Genomic DNA, 17,019 nt, shown 5'->3' with positions numbered 1-17,019 from the left:
CTGCCTCCGCCGAAAATAAATCGGCGGAGGCAGCTTCTTTGTATTCATAAAATAAATAACGATAAATATATATAAATAACTATAAAAAGAAAACAATTAAGAAAAATAATTTAAGGAATGTACGCCGTTTCGTGCGTGACGCTCTGCAATCCATGCCTCGAGGCGGGCGGGATCGCTGTTCAGCACGAGTTCCTCGGGGAAATCAATGTCCGCGAGAATGGCGTGCGTATGACTGTGCTCGCCGACATCGATGTCGATGTGAGCGTCGCTGCCGATGAGGATGTGTGCACCGTGACGGCGACAGGCGGCAAGGAGATCCCGTGCGAGGAGTTCCGAGCCCTTGCGCGGGCCGTCCGGGTTGTGCGAGGCGTTGTTTGCCTCGATGAGGACGTGCTCTGCGGCAGCGGCACGGGCAAGCGCATCGAAGTCCACGGGGTAGGCGGGGTTGTCGGGGTGTCCGATGACCGTGACGTAGGGATTTGCCATTGCACCGAGGAGGGCGCATGTATTCTCCTCCTGCGTGCCGGGCGCAATCACGACATCGTGCAGGCTTGCGATGGCATAGTGCATTTTTTGCAGGACGCGCTCGGGCAGATCGACGCCGCCCTCGTAGTCCATGATGTTCAGCTCCGCGCCCATGATGATGTCGATGCCGTAGGCGGCGGGGCGGATGACCTTGAAGTTGCGAAAGTACATCTCGTGAAACGTGCCGGGCAGCGCGGGCGCATGGTCGGAGATGCCGACGAGAGCGAGCCCCTTCTCCTTTGCCATCGTCGCGATCTCACGGATCGTGCTGTAGGCGTGCATACTGGCGATGCTGTGCGTGTGGATGTCGATGATGTCGGTCATGGGGATCCTTTCCTCAAAATCAAATGAAGCTGCTGCACGAAGAAGAAAATGTCTTCGTGCAGCAGCCCCACATCTCATTTATGCTCAGAGCTTGAACTTGTTTGTTGTGTTCTGGAGGTCGGTCGCAAGCGTTGCGAGCGACTGGGATGCGGAGGCGATCTCCTCGCTCGATGCGGACTGCGACTCGGACGAGGAGGAGATGCTCTGCATATTCTCCGCCGTTTTCTCCGTAATCTCACCCACTGTGGTGGCGGACTGGATAATCAGCTCCGTGCCATGTGTGACGGTCTGCATGGACTTGTTGATGTTCGCGATCTGCTCCTTCATCTCGTCGACCATGCGCGTGATGTTCTCGAACTGTGTGCCGACCTCGCGGATGGCAGCCGTGCCCGCCTGCACTTCGCTCGTGCCGCTCTGCATGGCGGCAACTGCCTGTGCGGTGTCGCGCTGGACGCCCGCGATGCGCTCCTTGATCTGGTCGGCCGCCTCACGCGACTGTTCGGCGAGCTTTCGGACCTCCTCGGCGACGACGGCGAAACCGCGTCCCGTCTCACCCGCACGCGCTGCTTCGATGGCGGCGTTGAGGGCGAGGAGGTTGGTCTGGTCGGCGATGGCGGAGATGGTCTCGACGATCTCGCCGATCTGCTTGGAGCTCTCGCCGAGTTTCTCGACGACCTCGGCGGAGCGCAGGACGCTCTGCTCGATGCCGTTCATCTTTGCCATGGCGTCGTTCATGAGGCTCTCGCCCTTTTCGGCGGCCTCGGCGGTCGCGGTCGAGCTGCCCGCGACGCGCTCCGCCTCGTGCGTGACACGCTCGATGTCGCCCGAGACGATGCCGATGTTCTTCTTCGCGCCCGCGAGGCTCTCGAGCTGACGATCCGTGCCGTCGGCGACGGCGCTGACGGTCCCCGCGATCTCGGTCGCCGCCTCGGCGGTCTGATGCGCCCCCGCCGTGAGCTGCTCAGAGGCGGCGGCAAGCTGCTCGGCGGTGCCCGCGACCTGGCGGATGACGTTGCGAATGTTCTTCATCATCGTGTTGAAGTTCGCGGCAAGCTGCCCAAGCTCATCCTGCGAGGTGACCGGCAGGTCGTCGAGGCCGAGATCGCCCTTGGCGAGGGCATCGACGTGGTGCATGAGACGTCCGGTCGTCCCCGTGATGGTCGTAGCAAAGCGCAGGAGTGCAAAGATGATGCCCGCCACGAGCAGGATACCGATGAGGCTCAGCACGCTGTAGGTCGTCTTGAGGCTTGCGAGCTGCGCAAAGGCGACGCTCTCAGGTACGGCGACAGCGACAATCCAGCCGGTGGAGGGAACCGTCGCATAGGCGATGATCTGCTCCTCGCCGTCCTTTTCCATCGCGAAGTAGCCGTTCTTTTTCTCGCGCATCTCGGGCAGGCGCTCCTTGAGCACGGGGTTCTCCTCTGCCTTGTGCATTGCCATTCCCTCGGTAGAGGCAATGATGAGGCCGTTCGGGTCAATGATGATGCCCTCTCCCTGCCCGTGGTATTTCAGATGCGTAACGCGCTCCCCGAGCGTATCGAGTGTGATGTCGGAGCAGATCGCGCCGGTGAATGCGCCGTCCTTCCCATAGTATGGAACAGCGACAGAGACGATCATCTTCTTCGAGATGGCGTCCTGATAGACTTCGGTGAAGAGCGGCTTGCCTGCTGCCTTCGCCTGCTTGTACCAATCGCGGCCGCGCGGGTCGGTGTCGGAGATGTCACCGTCCGTCCAGCTGATGAAGCGTCCGTCTTCCGCACCGTTCGCGAGATCAAGTACCTCCTTGTCGTTGGAGGCGAGACTCATCATCTCGCGATCCATCATGACAGGATTGCCGTCATATGCCTCGAGCAGATTCGCAGCACTGACCGCCTGCTGCTCCTTTTGTGCAAGCCATGTGTTGAGATCGTTTGCCTCCGCGTCGAGGCGTGCCTCAACTTCTCCTGAGATGCTCTCCGTGAGGGTACTTTGTGCCTTGTAGTAGCCGATGCCGCAGATCGCCACGACGAGCAGTGCCATGAGTACGCCCATCAGCAACAATTTTTGTTTAATTCCCAAAATTCTTCCTCCCTTTCATATATTTAATAGATATCTTCAATTTTATACTTTTTTTAGGGCAGAATCAAGGAGTTTTATCATTTTAAACCAAAAATCTATGACCGTTGAAGGCCGTATATATGACTAATGGATCGGCTGAACAAAGAAAATTTTGAATAAAGAACGATTGCGCATATCTCAAAGGTGTGGTAGGATAGGGCGGTATTTGTGAGAGTGTCGCCGATGTGCCGGCAGCGCTCGGGATGCTGCGGAGAGTGAGAGCCTCCGACGGCACAACTGTATAGGAGGTTCATCATGCACGATGAAAAAAAGGCGGCGGACGCCATCGCTCGCGAGGCGAGGCGTACCGCTGCCGCAGGTATTCTCTTTGCCGCCCTCTGGACGGTGCTTGGCTTCGGTCTTGCAGAGGTCGATGTGACCGTCGCGGGATTCCCACTCTGGGCGGTTACGTCGAGTGTCGGCGTGCTCGCCGTGGGGGCTGTGCTCGCCGTCTATCTGGCATTTGCAGCGGAGGACGTCCCCCTCGATGAATGCGGAGAGGGGGCGGCACGATGAATGGGAATCTCATGGTGCTCCTGCCGCTCCTCGGCTTCATGGCGGCAATGCTCGCGCTCGGCATCTATGTGCGGCGGCAAAGTCACGCGGGCGGCTTCCTCTCGGGCTACTTCGTCGGCGGGCAGACGCTCGGCGCGTTCGTGCTCGCGATGACGATGGTCGCGACCTACAGCTCGGTCAGCTCGTTTGTCGGCGGGCCGGGTATGGCGTACGAGATCGGCTTTGGCTGGATCTACATGGCGGTCATCCAGACCATGACGATCTTCCTCGTGCTCGGCATCTTCGGCAAGAAGGTCGCACGTCTGGCGCGGCGCATCCACGCTGTCACCATTGTCGATATCATCCGTCACCGCTATCAGTCGGACGCTCTTGCGGCACTCGCGGCATTCGCCATCGTGATTTTCTTTGCCGCGTCGATGGTCGCACAATTCGTCGGCGGGGCGCAGCTCTTTGCCGCCGTCACGGGCTACAGCTATGAGCTCGGTCTGGTGCTGTTTGGTATTGTGGTTGTTGTCTATACGTCGATAGGAGGATTTCGTGCCGTTGCACTGACAGATACCTGCTGTGCGATTGTCATGATGCTCGGCATCGTCCTGCTGTTTTACTATGTACTTGAGGCGGGCGGCGGTCTTGCAGCGATTCTGGCGAATCTGCGTGCGGCACATCCCGAGATGCTGACACCGACGGCAGCGGGACGTATGCCCATCTCCCTCTACATCTCACAGTGGCTGCTCGTTGGGGCACTCACGATTGCCCTGCCGCAGTCGGTTGTGCGCGGCATCAGCTATCGGAGCAGCCGCGATATGCACCGCGCCATGATTATTGGCACGGTCGTCATCGCCTTTATGAACATCGCCGTGAACCTCGTCGGAGTCCTCGGACGTGGGGTGCTCGGTGTCGATGCAAAGGCACTCGGTGGTGTGGACAGTGTCATCCCACAGCTCATGGCACAGGTCATGCCCCCAGAACTCCTCGGATTTGCCATCATCGGCCCCTTGGCGGCGTCGATCTCCACCATCTCGGGCGTGCTTATCGTCGCCTCGTCGGCGGTGGTAAAGGATGTCTACCTCCACCATCAGCAGCAACGCGGCAAGTGCGTCGAGGAAAAGACGCTGCGCCAGCTCTCGATGGGGGTCACCGCCACGCTCGGCATCATCGTGTTCGTGCTTGCCATTGCACCGCCGTCGCTCATCTGGCTCATCAATATGTTCGCGTTTGGCGGGCTTGAGACGGCGTTCTTCTGGGTGCTCGTCTTTGGGCTCTTTACCACATGGGCGCGGCGCACGGGCGCACTCGCCGCAATGGGCGGCGGCACGCTCATCTACTGCGCCGCGATGGCGGCAGGATTCAAGCCGCTCGGACTGCACCCCATCGCCGTGGGCATCACCGCCTCGCTCGTCCTCTTCCTCGCGGGAAGCTATTGGGAGCGGAGCAGAGAGCGCGCTTGACAATCTTTTGTTGTAACGATATAATAAAGACACAAAAAGAGTGACTGACGAGTAGTGACGTCGGTCTCTCCCTAGTATTTTGGTACTTGAAGAAGGAGCCGGCGTAACCGCGTACGGTTCTTTTTTCTGCTTACAAGTGTAGCAGATTGAAAATGATGCTAGTTATGAGTGTGAGCACTGCAACTAGAAGCGACAGCTTTTCATAAAGCGTCACATGCATCACCTCCCCTGAGGGAGGCCGAACCTTGTCAGTCACTTAAGTACATTATAGCACAAAGTTTCGATGAACGGAATAGGCAAAAAGCCTGTTCCGTTTTTCTTTTGCCCATTATTCCGCGACGACAAGCGGCAAAAAGTACGCCTCTGTGCCCGCGATCGCGGCGGGGGAGAAGCGTGCGCCCACAGCGGAGGGCGTGTCAAAGAGCATGAAGCACGAGAGGGTCAGACATCCCTCGATTGTCCCCGAATCAACCGTATGGACGAAGCGCGGCTGACGGATGAAGTCCTGATACATCGCCGCGCGGCTCTCGCGGCAGATGATCTCGTCCGCGTTGTCGGGCTGCTTCTCATGCACGGTTTTCGCGAGGTCGCCCTGCTTTTCGACCAGACGGACGTTCTTCCCCTCGCGCCCCCAGATCTCCTTGCGGATGTATGTGCCGTCCATGAGCGCGGCAAAATCCTCCTCGAAATACGAGGGGACGAGATAGCGGCGAACAAGCGCACACTCCTCGGCAGTTAGGAACTGCTCCGTCCGCGCGAGTGCATAGACGAGTGCCATAAAGGACTTGTTTTGCAGGAGAATCGCCTCGGGCGGATTCATCAATGCAAATTTTCCTTCCTTATATAAATCCAGAAATATCGCACCGAGCGGTTCACCGTCCGCTGTGCACTCATCAATCAATATCTCCATCGGATGCAGTCGATAGAGTGCTGTCGCATATCTGCTGTCTATGAGAGGGATACCCTCATCGTCAATCTCCATCTCGTAGAACGAGAGAAAGCGGATATCGCCATGCGGAACCCCCTCCTGCATCTGCTCCATGAGGAAGCGCGTCGTTGCCAGATCCTCGGGATAGTCGTCAAAGCAGCTGAATACGAAGGGGCGGTGCGTGAGCGTTTGTCGCTTTAGATCGGCGATGGGTGCAGCAAGCTTATTGTGGATGTGCGTGAGGAAATCCCGCAGCTGCGCCCGTGCCCCCGCGTTCGGGTCACGTCGGCCATGGTACGCTGCCGCAACCCCATTGGCATAGAAGGATTCTACAATAAAACAGGGCGTATCCGCATTGATCTCGACCATGCGGATATGCCCTTTCTCGTCGAGGACAAAGTCAAAGCGCGAGAGCCACGTCGGCAGTCCGAACGCATTCGGGATGCGCAGATAGGGAAGCAGTTCGCGTGGCAGATCCATCGCACGCGCAAAGTCGTCGGGAGCGTTTTGCAGCACCTGTGCTGCCTTGCAGAAGATACGAAACAACCCTGCCGATGCCGTGCGCATCTCATCGTAGAATGCCTGTGGGAACTCCTGCACCGTATGTGTGGGGTAGCGGTCAGCATAGTCACCGTATTGGATATAGGTGAAAATTGCGGGATCGAGCAGGTCAATGTAGTTCTCTCTGTGCGTATTGCTCACTGTCACGAACCTCCCGAGGAGCGGATGCCCGCCTGCCCGAAGCCGGATCTGCGGCTGACCTCGCCCGACTTCTCACTTTTCTTTTCGTTGTAATTGCGCCCCGCATAGCCGTGATTTACTACATGTGTATGTGCGCCCGTGCCGGATGCGGTATATTTTTTGGGCAGCGGCGAGAGCGGCGCGTTTGCGCGGTAGGTCATGTGCGCGAGGTCCATCGTGCCGCCTGCGTAGGAAAATCCGTGAAAGGCGAAGTAGTTCGGTGCGAGGGGGGCGAGGAGGCTCGCCGTGCCGTAGAGCCAGACGAGGTCGCCCGCGCCGTCGTGGCGAAAGGTGACGGCAGTACTGTCGTCATAGAGTGCGGTCTCCGTACCGTCGCCGTTGTTGAGAAGAGTATAGCGGCGGTCATAGGCATCCGCAAGCCGCGCCTCGCCCGCATTCCACTCGGGATGCACGGCATCAGCGATGGAAAAAGCGATGTCATGGCGATAGACGTATGCCGCGCCAAGTGCTCCGACGGAGGCAAATGCGGCGGCGAGGATGGCGGCCTTGCGCCCTATGTTTTCCATGCAGAATCACCTCAATGCACCGCGCCGCTGATGACGAGCGATAGCCCGACAAAGATCCCGAACACGAAGATGCCCGCCGCCGTATTGCCGCGCTGAATCTCGGCGGCAAGCTCATATTTGCGGTGCCACGCGTTGATAATGAAAAAACCGACGATGAAGCAGAGGATGCCGACAGCTGCGTAGACGGCACTTGCGACAACCCCCTGCACGAAGTCCGCCGTCAACGCTTCGTAAGTGGGAGACATGATGACAGCACGCAGGATCTCACCGATGCCGATGAACGAGCCCGCCGACAGCCATGCGACCGCGCGGTTGCCGCGCCGAATCTCGGCGGCGAAATCGCCGGGGATGAAGAGGTCGATCACGATGTTGGATACAACCATGAGCAGAATGCCGAATGCGGCATAGAATACGGTAAGCATCAGGGTGGACAGATCAATCATGTGGGTTCTCCTGTCTTTCATATCATTGCCCGTAGAGCGGCGCAGTCAGTGTGCAAGATGGCGCATTCGGCGCGGTGTCTCCTCGCTCGCGGAGGTGGTCGGTGCGGGCGAAGCCGTAGGGGGTGCTGCTGCCGTTGCCGCTCTATCCGCAGGTGCGGCAGAGGGAGTGTCGACCCTCGGACTTTCCTGCAGCACCACGCCGGCACGCCCGCGCTGATCGCCCGTGCGTACAAGCTCGGCATAACGCATGAGGACGTAGCCGCGTTCCAGTTTTTCGGCAGCAGGTGTGAGGTCGGGCGTTGTCTCCGTGAGGATGATGTGCGTTGTGCCGTCCGCTGCGCTCGTAATGCGTGCAGTCTCCTGTTGTGTGCGAATCACGAGCGGGGCATCCGCAGCGGCCTTTTCGATAAAGGCATCCTGCACCATACCGTCCACCCCCTCGATGAGGTCGAGGGCAGCCGTACCGTCGTCGATCTGCGCCGCATAGAGCCGTGTACCGTTCTCCGCAGCCCCCTCCTTGTAGTAGGGGGCATCTGAGAGCCGCTCATGCAGCGCATAGGGCATGCTGACGAAGCGACGGAAATCATGCCAGTCCCGCGTGTCGAAGTCGGGCACGCCGGATAGGAAGAAAAGGACGATGCCGACGGCAGCCAGACCTGAGCCCGCATGGACGGCTAAATCGCGCAGCCCCGAGCGCAGATACACCGCTCGTGCTCTCTGCCGCGCACCGACATCCGTGTCTGCGACGATGACAGCGGCGGAGATCTTTCGTCCCGCGGAGCTGCTGCGCCTGCCGTTCCAATGTTCGACAAAGAAGGTTGCGTTGCCGTCTGCACTTTCATACTGTTCGTATTCCGTCTCATCGCCGACGGAGGCATCCGTATCGCCCCATACACCCGTTACGACCTCTGTGCCGCTGTCATGGAGACGGTAGCCCTTCGGCATTTTGTTTCCCACAGGGGAGGAGAGGCTGCACGATAGTCCATCGTCTGCGATGCTCAGCCAGAGACGTACATCACTTTTATCTGTGATAAGTCCATACTCTGTCCATACATCATCTGATGTTTTCTCCTTGTAGCGGATCTTTTCTGCGATGATGTAGGATGCTTCTCCGATTTTGAGACTTGTCCAGCAGTCGAAATCCATGCATTCACCTCCAATTTTCATTTTATCAGTCGATTCTTAAAACCTTATGACATAGAAAAAGAGCCGCGCGCGCAGCTCTTTTTTACAGCGAAAACACAATTCCCTCCACGATCAGCACCATCACGGATGCCCCCGCCGCACAGCGAAAGAGGCTCGCGCCGTTCCATGCGAGATAGAGGGCAAAGACGAATGCCGCCGCGCCCGCGACGGGGGTGCGGGTCGCCTCTACAATGGCAGGGAAGGTCATGACGGCAAGCGTCACATAGGGAACGTAGAAGAGGAAGGAGCGGACAAATACATTCTTGATCTCGCGCCGCAGGAGGAGGGCGGGGGTCAGACGAATCGCAAGTGTCACCGCGCTCATGACCGCGATGTAGAGCCAGATGTCATTCATGTTCTGCCTCCTCTTCCTCGTGGACGGGGAAGAGCGCCGCACCGACCCCGGCGATCAGGAGCGTGAGGAGGATCGTGCGCGTGCCGCCCGAGAGCTCGCTCGTGACGGGTGCATAGGTTGCCGCAAGCGAGAGAACACAGCTCGCCAGCACCATGCCGCCGATGGGGCGGCTCCGCTTCGCGGCGGGGAGGACGACCCAGACGAACATCCCGTAGAGGGCGACCGAGAGTGCGGAGACAACGGCGGAGGGGAGGATGCCGCCCGCGAGGATGCCCGCCGACGTGCCTGCCGCCCACGCGGGCACGGAGATCGCCATTGCACCGTAGTTGTAGTAGGGACTCACGGCTCCGCCGCGCGCGACCGTGATGCCGAAGATCTCATCCGTCACGCCGAAGCTCACGGCGAGCCGATGGAGGAGCGATGTCTCGGGTGCGAACCGCTGCGTCAGTGCCGCCGCCATGAGGAAGTAGCGTGCATTTGCAACGAGCGTCAGCACGGCGATCTCAAGGTAGGGTGCCTGTGCCGCAATCACGGTGAAGCCCGCGTACTCGCCCGCCGAGGCGATGTTGACCGCACTCGTCACGAAGCCCTGCCACGGGGTCAGCCCCGCCGTCTTCGCGAGAATACCGAGCGTGAACGCCACGACGAAATAGCCGAGCGCAATCGGCACGCCATCGTGTACGCCAGCCATAAACACCGAGCGTCGCGATGTGTCAAGTCTTTCCTCCATCATCGTCACCTCACAGATTGGTTTTCTTATTGTAGAATAAATCTGTCATTTTGTAAATCTATGTGAGGATACTTTTCTTTAGGGAATCGCTGATAAAATGAAGTCCGTCGGATTGGTGCAGATTTTTTGTCCGAACAAGGAGGCAAACCGGACGCATAGCCAAAGCTATGTGGAGGATTTGTCGACGATGGCAGGGCGAAAAAGATGTGCTAAGACGGCGGTGCTGAATTTATCAGTGCTTCCTTTAGTGCATAGAAAAACGTCCATGCGCATACATGGACGTTTCCCGCTGTATGGAGAACATTACCACGTCACATCAAGCTGCTGATAGAGATCGGGACGGTCGAACTTGACATGCTGCATGACCATCTGTGCCATGCCGGAGAGGTTCACCGCCCATTTCTGCGTTACGGGATCAAAGGGCTTGTGCTGTGGCGCAAAATCTTCAATTTGCTCCCATTTGATCGGGTTGCCTATGCCCCAAAGCTGATTTTTGGGGTCGACCGAAAAGAGGAAGGTGCTGAAATGCTTCAGATTCTTCCCGCGCAGGATATGGACAGGCAGCTGAATGATCCTGCGTCCGCCCACGGTGACAACGCGGACATCCGCATCGCGAAACACATAGTACCCCTTGAGGTTCGCGCCCGACTCAGGTGTCCATCGCAGCGTCTCGGCGACGATCCAGTCCGTATTCTCGATCTTCTGCAAATAGTCGTAGATCGGAAACGGCTTTGCCAGAGCTGTACTCGGCGGAGTGCAAACGATGAGGGCAAATGCGGCGAGAACGAGCGGAATCATTTTTTTCATAGGGCATCACCTTTCCTTCCACAATGATATAGGAAGCACTGATAAATTCAGCCCATCTCGTAGCCCGCGTCGTCGAGGACGGCGGCAAGTTCTGTGTCGGGGATGTCGCGGGCGGCGGTGAAGGTCGCCGTACCTGCTTCGAGGTTGACGGTGACATCCGAGATTCCGTCCATACCGCTGAGTGCCTTCGTGACGTGCTTGACGCAGTGCGGGCAGGTCATGCCCTTGACATTGATGGTCTTTTCCATGGTAAAATCTTCCTTTCCCTGTGCGGCGGCAGTATCCGCCGTTTCTTCATGTATGTCATCCACCGCGAAGGCGATGGGGCTGACCGTGACCTCATGGCGCGTGTGCGCCATCTCCGTTGCAGGTGCGTGTTCGATGGCGAACAGGCGCAGACGCAGCGCGTTCAGTACGACGCAGACGCTCGACAGGCTCATCGCCGCCGCGCCGATCATGGGTGAGAGCTTGATGCCAAAGGCGGGGTAGAGCACGCCCGCCGCGAGCGGAATGCCGATGACATTGTAGAAAAATGCCCAAAAGAGGTTCTGCTTGATGTTGGTCATGACGCTGCGCGACAGACGGATCGCGCTCACAGCATCGAGGAGGTCGCTCCGCACGAGCACCGCGTCTGCGCTGTCGATGGCGACATCCGTGCCCGCGCCGATGGCGATGCCGAGATCCGCCGCCACGAGTGCAGGCGCATCGTTCACACCGTCACCGATCATGGCGACGCGGTGCCCCTCGCGCTGCAGACGCTCTACATGGGCGCGTTTGTCCGCAGGGAGAACGCCCGCAATCACTTCCGTGATGCCGAGCCGCGCGGCAATCGCTCGTGCCGTGCGCTCATCGTCGCCTGTCAGCATGACGGGCATGAGGTTCATCGCCTTCATCTGCGCGACCGCCGCCGCACTCGTCGGCTTCTCCGCATCGCGCACACCGAGGAGCCCGACGATGCGTCCTGAACGCACGACGATGAGTGCCGTCTCGCCGCGCTCTGCCATCTCCGCCCGCGCCGTCTCAACCGCGTCCGCGAGCGGGATGCCGAGCTCTGCGAGGAGTGCCGCATTGCCCGCCGCACAGTCCACGCCCGCCACACGCGCACGCACCCCCTTGCCGAACACCGCCGCGAAATCCGCAGCAGCGGGGACGGTCAGTCCCTTCTCCGCAGCATAGCCCGTAATCGCTCCTGCAATCGGGTGCTCGCTGCCCTGCTCAAGCGCGGCCGCCAGTGCGACAAGTGCGTCGGCATCCATCCCGACGGGACGGATGCCGACGAGCTGCGGGCGTCCCTCGGTGAGTGTGCCCGTCTTGTCCATCAGCACCATGCTGATGTTCCCCGCCGTCTCGAGTGCCTCCCCCGACTTGATGAGAATGCCGTGCGCCGCACCGCGCCCCGTACCGACCATGATGGCGACCGGCGTCGCAAGCCCGAGGGCACACGGGCAGGAGATGACGAGAATCGAGATCGTGATGGAAAACGCAAATTCCACCGTCGCGCCCATCATGAGCCAGATCGCGCCTGCCATGAGGGCAATCGCAATCACGACGGGGACAAAGACCGCCGAGACGCGGTCGGCAAGACGGGCGATCGGAGCCTTGGACCCGCTCGCATCATCCACCAGACGGATGAGCTGACGGATCGTCGTATCCTCACCGACCCGCGTTGCGATGAAGCGAATCGTCCCCTCGACGTTCAGCGTGCCCGAGGTCACGGAATCGCCCTCCGTTTTCGGAACGGGCATGGATTCGCCCGTCACGGCGGATTCGTCGATGCTCGTCGCACCGTCCGTCACCGTTCCGTCCACGGGGATGCGTGCACCGGGACGCACGATGACCGTATCGCCGAGGACGAGCGTCGCCACAGGCACGACCTGCTCCACACCGCCGCGCACGACCGTCGCCTCGGCGGGTGCAAGCTGCATGAGGGCGCGGAGTGCGCCCGTCGTCTGCCCCTTCGCCCGCGCTTCGAGATATTTACCGACTGTGATAAGCGTTACGATCATACCCGCCGACTCGAAATAGAGGTTCGTGCTGTACTCCGCTGCGAGCGCGAGATCGCCGTGCCCCAGCCCCCAGCTCATGCGGAACATCGCGAACACGCCGAACAGCGCGGATGCCATCGAGCCGATCCCGACGAGCGTATCCATATTCGGCGCACCGTGCAGGAGATTACGGAATCCATTGACATAGTATGGACGATTCACATACATGATTGGGAGAACGAGCATGAACTGCGCGAGTGCGAACGTCAGCGCATTCTCCGCACCCCAGAAAATTTCCTGGAATCCCGCCGCGTAGGGCACGCCCCACATCGCGAGCATCGGGCTCATCGCAAGATACATCGTCGGCAGGAGGAAGAGAATGGACGTGAGAAGCCGCAACCGCATGGCACGCGTCGCCCTCTCTGCGGCATCCGCCCCCGCATCCGCTGCGCTTCCACTCTGCGGGGCTGCCTGTATGCCATCCCTGCCCTTCACGCTCGCGCCGTACCCTGCGTCCTCGACCACGGCGATGATCGCGGCGGGACTTGTGACTGCTGCATCATAGGCGAGCGTCATCGTATTCGTCAGGAGATTGACGGAGACCTCCGCCGTTCCCTCCATCTTATTTACGGCGCGTTCCACCCGCGCCGAACACGCCGAGCAGGTCATGCCCGTCACGTTGAATGTTTCTTTTTGCATATCATACCTTTCTATATTTGAAAGACATTTTGTTACAGTATAACATTCCTGTCAATAGTTAGTTGTAATGAGAAAAAAATTCAAAATGGATTGCATGAGAGCCTGAGAAATGTTATCATCGTAAAAGTAAGTGAATATAATCCCAAAGGAGGTTTTTACATGGCAAAGATTGCAGTTGTATTTTGGAGCGGCTCGGGCAATACCGAGGCGATGGCGAACGCGGTCATGGAAGGGATTGCGAAGGGCAGCGCGGAGGGCGAGCTCATCCGCGTCGGCGACTTCTCCGCTGACCGCATCGCGGACTACGACGGGATCCTTATGGGCTGCCCCGCCTGCGGTACGGAGGAGCTCGACGAGGGCGAGTTCGAGCCGTTCTTCGTCGAGGCGGAGAACCATCTGAAGGACGTGAAGGTCGGGCTGTTCGGCTCATACGGCTGGGGCGGCGGCGCGTTCATGGACACGTGGACGGAGCGCGTCAATGCGGCGGGCGGCACAATGGTCGCGGACGGTGTGACCTGCGAGCTCGAGCCGGATGACGATGCACTCGCTGCGTGCACGGCACTCGGTGAGGCGATGGCAAAGGCGGTCGGCTGAGACTGCACGGATTGATGAAGGAGAACGGGACTGCTCTACGTCCCCCGTAGACAGGGAAACCTGATCTGCCGTTCACCGAAGCCTCCCCCGTTTGACGGGGAAGGGACCGTGCAAGCGGTAGAAGGGGGACGAAGAAGGAGCATTGTACGAAGTTTTTCTCTTCGTACAATGCTCTTTTTCTGTACGAAGGCTTGACGCAGGTGGTATGCTGAAAACAGAGTTGTTGACGGAAAGGGGCATATGATGCATCAGAGAATTGAACGATTGGGGTTTTACTACGGGTTTCCCGTGTTTTTCATGACAACGAAGGATCGCGCGACCGGCGCAGACGATCTGACGCCGTTGTCCTCGTCATGGACGCTTGGCAATACGATGGTGATCGGCATAGGCCAGGGGAATAAAGGCTTTCAAAATCTGGAAGAGGGAGCGGAGGCGACGTTCAGTGTGCCGGACGGCACGCTCTATGAACAGCTGAAGCACATAGAAAAAACGACGGGTCTCAAAGAGCCCGTCGGTGTGAAAAAAGAACTTGGCTATACCTATTGCCCGGATAAATTTGCCGCCGCCGGCCTCACGAGGCTGCCCGGCGAGACGGTGCGGACGGTGCGTGTCGCGGAGTGTCCCATCCATATCGAGACCGTCGTGGAGAGCATCACGCCCAAGGATTGGTTTGCCGTCGCTGTCTGCCGGATCACGGCGATCTTTGTCTCGGACGAACTGCTGCGCGACGGGCGAATCGACACGGCGAAGTGGCACCCGCTCATCTACAAATTCAAAGAATATACGACGACGGGTGAGCGGATCGGACTGAATTTCGGGTTCAGCGAGCACTGAGATTACAGTACGTCGCGGTACTCCTCTTTGCCCGTCATCATCTTCTCTGCATAGGAGCAGACGGGGACGATCTTCTTCCCCGTACGGCGCGCCTCGGCGATGATCTCCTCGATGAGGCGGCGGGCGATGCCCTGTCCTCCGTAGGCGGGATCGACCTCTGTGTGGGTGATGACCCAACGTCCGTCCGCATCCTCGAACTCCGCGATGCCGACGCGGTTCTCTCCGTCATACGCCGCGCTGCGGCCGTGTTCGACTTCGTATCGAATCTGCATGGTGATTCCTCCTTTGTCTATTCGTAATGCGTCCACATCCGTTTGACGAGAATGATGCCGTCGTAGAGCTCTCCTGTCGGCGCAGCATAGCCCTCGATGTTTTCCAGCACGCATATACCAGTCGATGTTGGATGTTGATACGCCGCGAAAGATTCCCGCTCAGATTGCCAACGAGTTTTTCGTATGGCGGCGGGTTCTGAAATGGGTTGTCCTGCATGAGATTCAGCAGTGACTTTGCCTTTGTCTCAAGTCCCGCGGCCTTGAGGCGTGGCGTATCCTTTTCCGTCTGTTTGCTGAACTTAATGAGGTACATCACCACGCCTCGTCTGTGTCATACGTCGCACAGGCATCGAGCGGTTCGTTGTCAGCGGCGAGAATGCTCGCGGTCATGCTGGGGATGGCGTTCAGATAGAGCGTTTTCTGTACAGCGTTCCAGTCCTCCTCGGAGAGCAGAACCGCGTTCTTGCCGCGTGTGTTCGTGATGATGACAGGGCTGCGGTTCTCGTTTACCTCTGAGATGAGCTGATAGAGATTCCGACGTGCTGCAGTGGCGTTGATCGCAGTCATATACGCTCCTCCTTTCCATGCTTTCATTATATTGCACGCTTTTGCGTGCGTCAACGATATGTATGTATACAAAAATACCACAGACCGAGATCTGCGGTATCTGTGTGTGAAAATAGGGGAATCAGAAGAAGAACTCGACGCGGCCGAAGAGTTTCGAAGCCTTGTCTTTGTCCGATCCTACCACAGGCGCATAGAGATCCTTGCCGTGGAAGTACTTCGCCGAGAGAACGACGTTCGGGAAGAGCGTGTACTCCGTGCCAAGCTCGATGCCGCGCGTTCCCTCCATTGCTCCGTCTCCCGTCGGTGCAACGGATGCACCGGAAAGCTGACGATAGGAGACGTATGCTCCCCACGAGCCCTTGTCGTCCGGCTCCGCACCCTTGTACTCGTAGGTGACCTGATAGGACTTGTTGGGCATGGATCCCATCTTGAAGTCCTTGCTGTGTGCATACGCCGCCGAGAGGAAGCTGTTCTTGTCGAAGCGATAGGCGGCATTTACACCCCAGATCTGCATGGTCTGCTTCTTGTCCTTAAGCAGCGCGTCGAAATCCTCCGCCTTGAGGCGATAGTAGCCGACACCCGCCGTAAAGCGTCCGTTGTACTGGAGCTCTGCACCCTGATAGTTTGCCGCCTTATCCCTCTGGAGTTCATCGCTGCTCATACGCCCTGCCTGCAGCTTGAACTGGACGTCCTTGCCGAAGGTGACCTCTGCACCCGAGAACTCGCGGTCGAAAATAATCGCGCCCGGCTTTGCATACGCCTCTGCCGAGAGCATTTCCATCTTACCGAGCTTCACGTTGAAGTTCGTGTAGTTGCCCTCTGCCCATGCGCGTTTGAGCGATACTTTGTCGTCCGAGGAGGCCTCGTCCTTATCGGTGTCCCATGCGGCATCCTTGTTCATCTTGGTCTCGGCATCCAGACGCGCGTGTACCGACCAGTGGTCGTTGACCTCTGCCGTCGGCTCAAGCCGGAAGAGCAGGTTGTCCGAGTTGGCCTTCTTGCGGCCTTTTCCACTCTCGTCCCGATATGGGTGATCAAAGCGGGAACTCGTGTAGGTGTATTCGAGCACGCCGTTCCACTTCACCATATCGGCGTGCTTTTCGAGGTTTGACACGCGTACGCCGAGGTTGTTCAGCTCATCCGCGAACTCCGCTGCGAGACGATCGACGAGTGCCTTGTCCGATGCGGACATATCGCCCTTTGCCATCGCCTTTGCAACCATCTGCGCCATCTCGTAGCGCGTGATATTGCGGTCGCCGCGATACGTGCCGTCACCGTAGCCCTCAACCACGCCGTCGGCGGCGAGCTGCGTGACAGCGTCATACGCCCAGTGGTCGCGCGGCACATCGCTGAACGGATTTGCCGCTGCGAACGTCGTTCCTGCCGCACCGACGACGAATGCCGCCGCGAGCGCGGATACCAGAGTTTTCTTCATGGGGAAT

Annotated in this window: 17 protein-coding genes and 1 pseudogene; 4 read left to right on the top strand and 14 right to left on the bottom strand. The window is 58.8% G+C overall.

Annotated elements, in window-relative coordinates; genetic code table 11:
- Positions 1–96: 96 nt before the first annotated feature.
- Positions 97–849, bottom strand: coding sequence for a phosphatase (locus HMPREF9163_RS09425; RefSeq protein WP_009441541.1), 753 nt, complete (start codon positions 847–849; stop codon positions 97–99).
- Positions 850–933: 84 nt separating this feature from the next.
- Entirely contained in the window at positions 934–2,907 is a 1,974-nt protein-coding gene (locus tag HMPREF9163_RS09420) for a methyl-accepting chemotaxis protein (protein ID WP_037346796.1), read from the bottom strand.
- 294 nt (positions 2,908–3,201) lie between these two features.
- Between HMPREF9163_RS09420 and HMPREF9163_RS09415 the strand changes: the two genes are divergently transcribed.
- Together HMPREF9163_RS09415 and panF are read left to right on the top strand one after the other, a co-directional pair.
- Positions 3,202–3,462 carry a DUF997 family protein gene (locus tag HMPREF9163_RS09415; protein ID WP_009441538.1) on the top strand — a complete coding sequence of 87 codons (261 nt, stop codon included), beginning with the start codon at positions 3,202–3,204 and terminating at the stop codon, positions 3,460–3,462.
- Positions 3,459–4,910 carry a sodium/pantothenate symporter gene (panF, locus tag HMPREF9163_RS09410; protein ID WP_009441536.1) on the top strand — a complete coding sequence of 484 codons (1,452 nt, stop codon included), beginning with the start codon at positions 3,459–3,461 and terminating at the stop codon, positions 4,908–4,910. The genes HMPREF9163_RS09415 and panF overlap by 4 nt, the downstream gene beginning before the upstream one ends.
- A 328-nt stretch (positions 4,911–5,238) precedes the next feature.
- Here panF and HMPREF9163_RS09405 read toward each other — a convergent pair whose 3' ends face one another.
- The 8 genes from HMPREF9163_RS09405 to HMPREF9163_RS09370 form a co-directional block, all read right to left on the bottom strand.
- A complete protein-coding gene (locus tag HMPREF9163_RS09405; RefSeq protein WP_037346794.1) occupies positions 5,239–6,540 on the bottom strand; it encodes a glutathionylspermidine synthase family protein in 1,302 nt (433 codons plus the stop codon).
- A 2-nt stretch (positions 6,541–6,542) separates the two neighbouring features.
- Complete coding sequence (locus tag HMPREF9163_RS09400) at positions 6,543–7,106, bottom strand: hypothetical protein (RefSeq protein ID WP_009441534.1); 564 nt, start codon at positions 7,104–7,106, stop codon at positions 6,543–6,545.
- Positions 7,107–7,117: 11 nt separating this feature from the next.
- Positions 7,118–7,549 (bottom strand): DUF350 domain-containing protein, encoded by a 432-nt coding sequence (locus HMPREF9163_RS09395; protein ID WP_037346792.1) that lies wholly within the window; start codon positions 7,547–7,549, stop codon positions 7,118–7,120.
- 45 nt (positions 7,550–7,594) lie between these two features.
- Positions 7,595–8,695 carry a DUF4178 domain-containing protein gene (locus HMPREF9163_RS09390; RefSeq protein ID WP_037346790.1) on the bottom strand — a complete coding sequence of 367 codons (1,101 nt, stop codon included), beginning with the start codon at positions 8,693–8,695 and terminating at the stop codon, positions 7,595–7,597.
- Positions 8,696–8,777: 82 nt separating this feature from the next.
- Entirely contained in the window at positions 8,778–9,089 is a 312-nt protein-coding gene (locus tag HMPREF9163_RS09385) for an AzlD domain-containing protein (RefSeq protein ID WP_009441531.1), read from the bottom strand.
- The gene (locus HMPREF9163_RS09380; RefSeq protein ID WP_009441530.1) at positions 9,082–9,822 is read right to left on the bottom strand and encodes an AzlC family ABC transporter permease; all 741 of its coding nucleotides are present in this window, start codon (positions 9,820–9,822) and stop codon (positions 9,082–9,084) included. The genes HMPREF9163_RS09385 and HMPREF9163_RS09380 overlap by 8 nt, the downstream gene beginning before the upstream one ends.
- Before the next feature lie 300 nt (positions 9,823–10,122).
- Positions 10,123–10,626: a hypothetical protein gene (locus tag HMPREF9163_RS09375; protein WP_009441528.1), complete on the bottom strand. Its 504-nt coding sequence runs from the start codon at positions 10,624–10,626 to the stop codon at positions 10,123–10,125.
- A 47-nt stretch (positions 10,627–10,673) separates the two neighbouring features.
- Positions 10,674–13,310, bottom strand: coding sequence for a heavy metal translocating P-type ATPase (locus tag HMPREF9163_RS09370; RefSeq protein ID WP_009441527.1), 2,637 nt, complete (start codon positions 13,308–13,310; stop codon positions 10,674–10,676).
- A gap of 159 nt (positions 13,311–13,469) precedes the next feature.
- Between HMPREF9163_RS09370 and HMPREF9163_RS09365 the strand changes: the two genes are divergently transcribed.
- On the top strand, positions 13,470–13,904 hold the full coding sequence (locus HMPREF9163_RS09365) for a flavodoxin (protein ID WP_009441526.1): 435 nt from the start codon (positions 13,470–13,472) through the stop codon (positions 13,902–13,904).
- Positions 13,905–14,147: 243 nt separating this feature from the next.
- Positions 14,148–14,738 (top strand): flavin reductase, encoded by a 591-nt coding sequence (locus tag HMPREF9163_RS09360; RefSeq protein WP_037346844.1) that lies wholly within the window; start codon positions 14,148–14,150, stop codon positions 14,736–14,738.
- A gap of 2 nt (positions 14,739–14,740) precedes the next feature.
- Here the strand turns inward: HMPREF9163_RS09360 and HMPREF9163_RS09355 are convergent, their stop codons facing one another.
- The 4 genes and pseudogenes from HMPREF9163_RS09355 to HMPREF9163_RS09345 all read right to left on the bottom strand — a co-directional run bounded on the left by HMPREF9163_RS09355 (position 14,741) and on the right by HMPREF9163_RS09345 (position 17,012).
- Positions 14,741–15,010, bottom strand: coding sequence for a GNAT family N-acetyltransferase (locus HMPREF9163_RS09355; RefSeq protein ID WP_009441524.1), 270 nt, complete (start codon positions 15,008–15,010; stop codon positions 14,741–14,743).
- A gap of 154 nt (positions 15,011–15,164) precedes the next feature.
- Positions 15,165–15,323 (bottom strand): annotated as a pseudogene (locus tag HMPREF9163_RS12565) (Txe/YoeB family addiction module toxin); the annotation flags it as partial.
- On the bottom strand, positions 15,323–15,577 hold the full coding sequence (locus tag HMPREF9163_RS09350) for a type II toxin-antitoxin system Phd/YefM family antitoxin (RefSeq protein WP_037346787.1): 255 nt from the start codon (positions 15,575–15,577) through the stop codon (positions 15,323–15,325). The pseudogene HMPREF9163_RS12565 and the gene HMPREF9163_RS09350, both read right to left, overlap by 1 nt.
- A gap of 121 nt (positions 15,578–15,698) precedes the next feature.
- Positions 15,699–17,012, bottom strand: coding sequence for an S-layer homology domain-containing protein (locus tag HMPREF9163_RS09345; protein ID WP_037346784.1), 1,314 nt, complete (start codon positions 17,010–17,012; stop codon positions 15,699–15,701).
- Positions 17,013–17,019 lie beyond the last annotated feature (7 nt).

This window comes from Selenomonas sp. oral taxon 138 str. F0429, assembly GCF_000318175.2.
GTDB classification, from domain to species: domain Bacteria; phylum Bacillota; class Negativicutes; order Selenomonadales; family Selenomonadaceae; genus Centipeda; species Centipeda timonae.
Note: the sequence above shows the minus strand (reverse complement) of the source record. Positions and strands in the feature narration are given on the sequence as shown.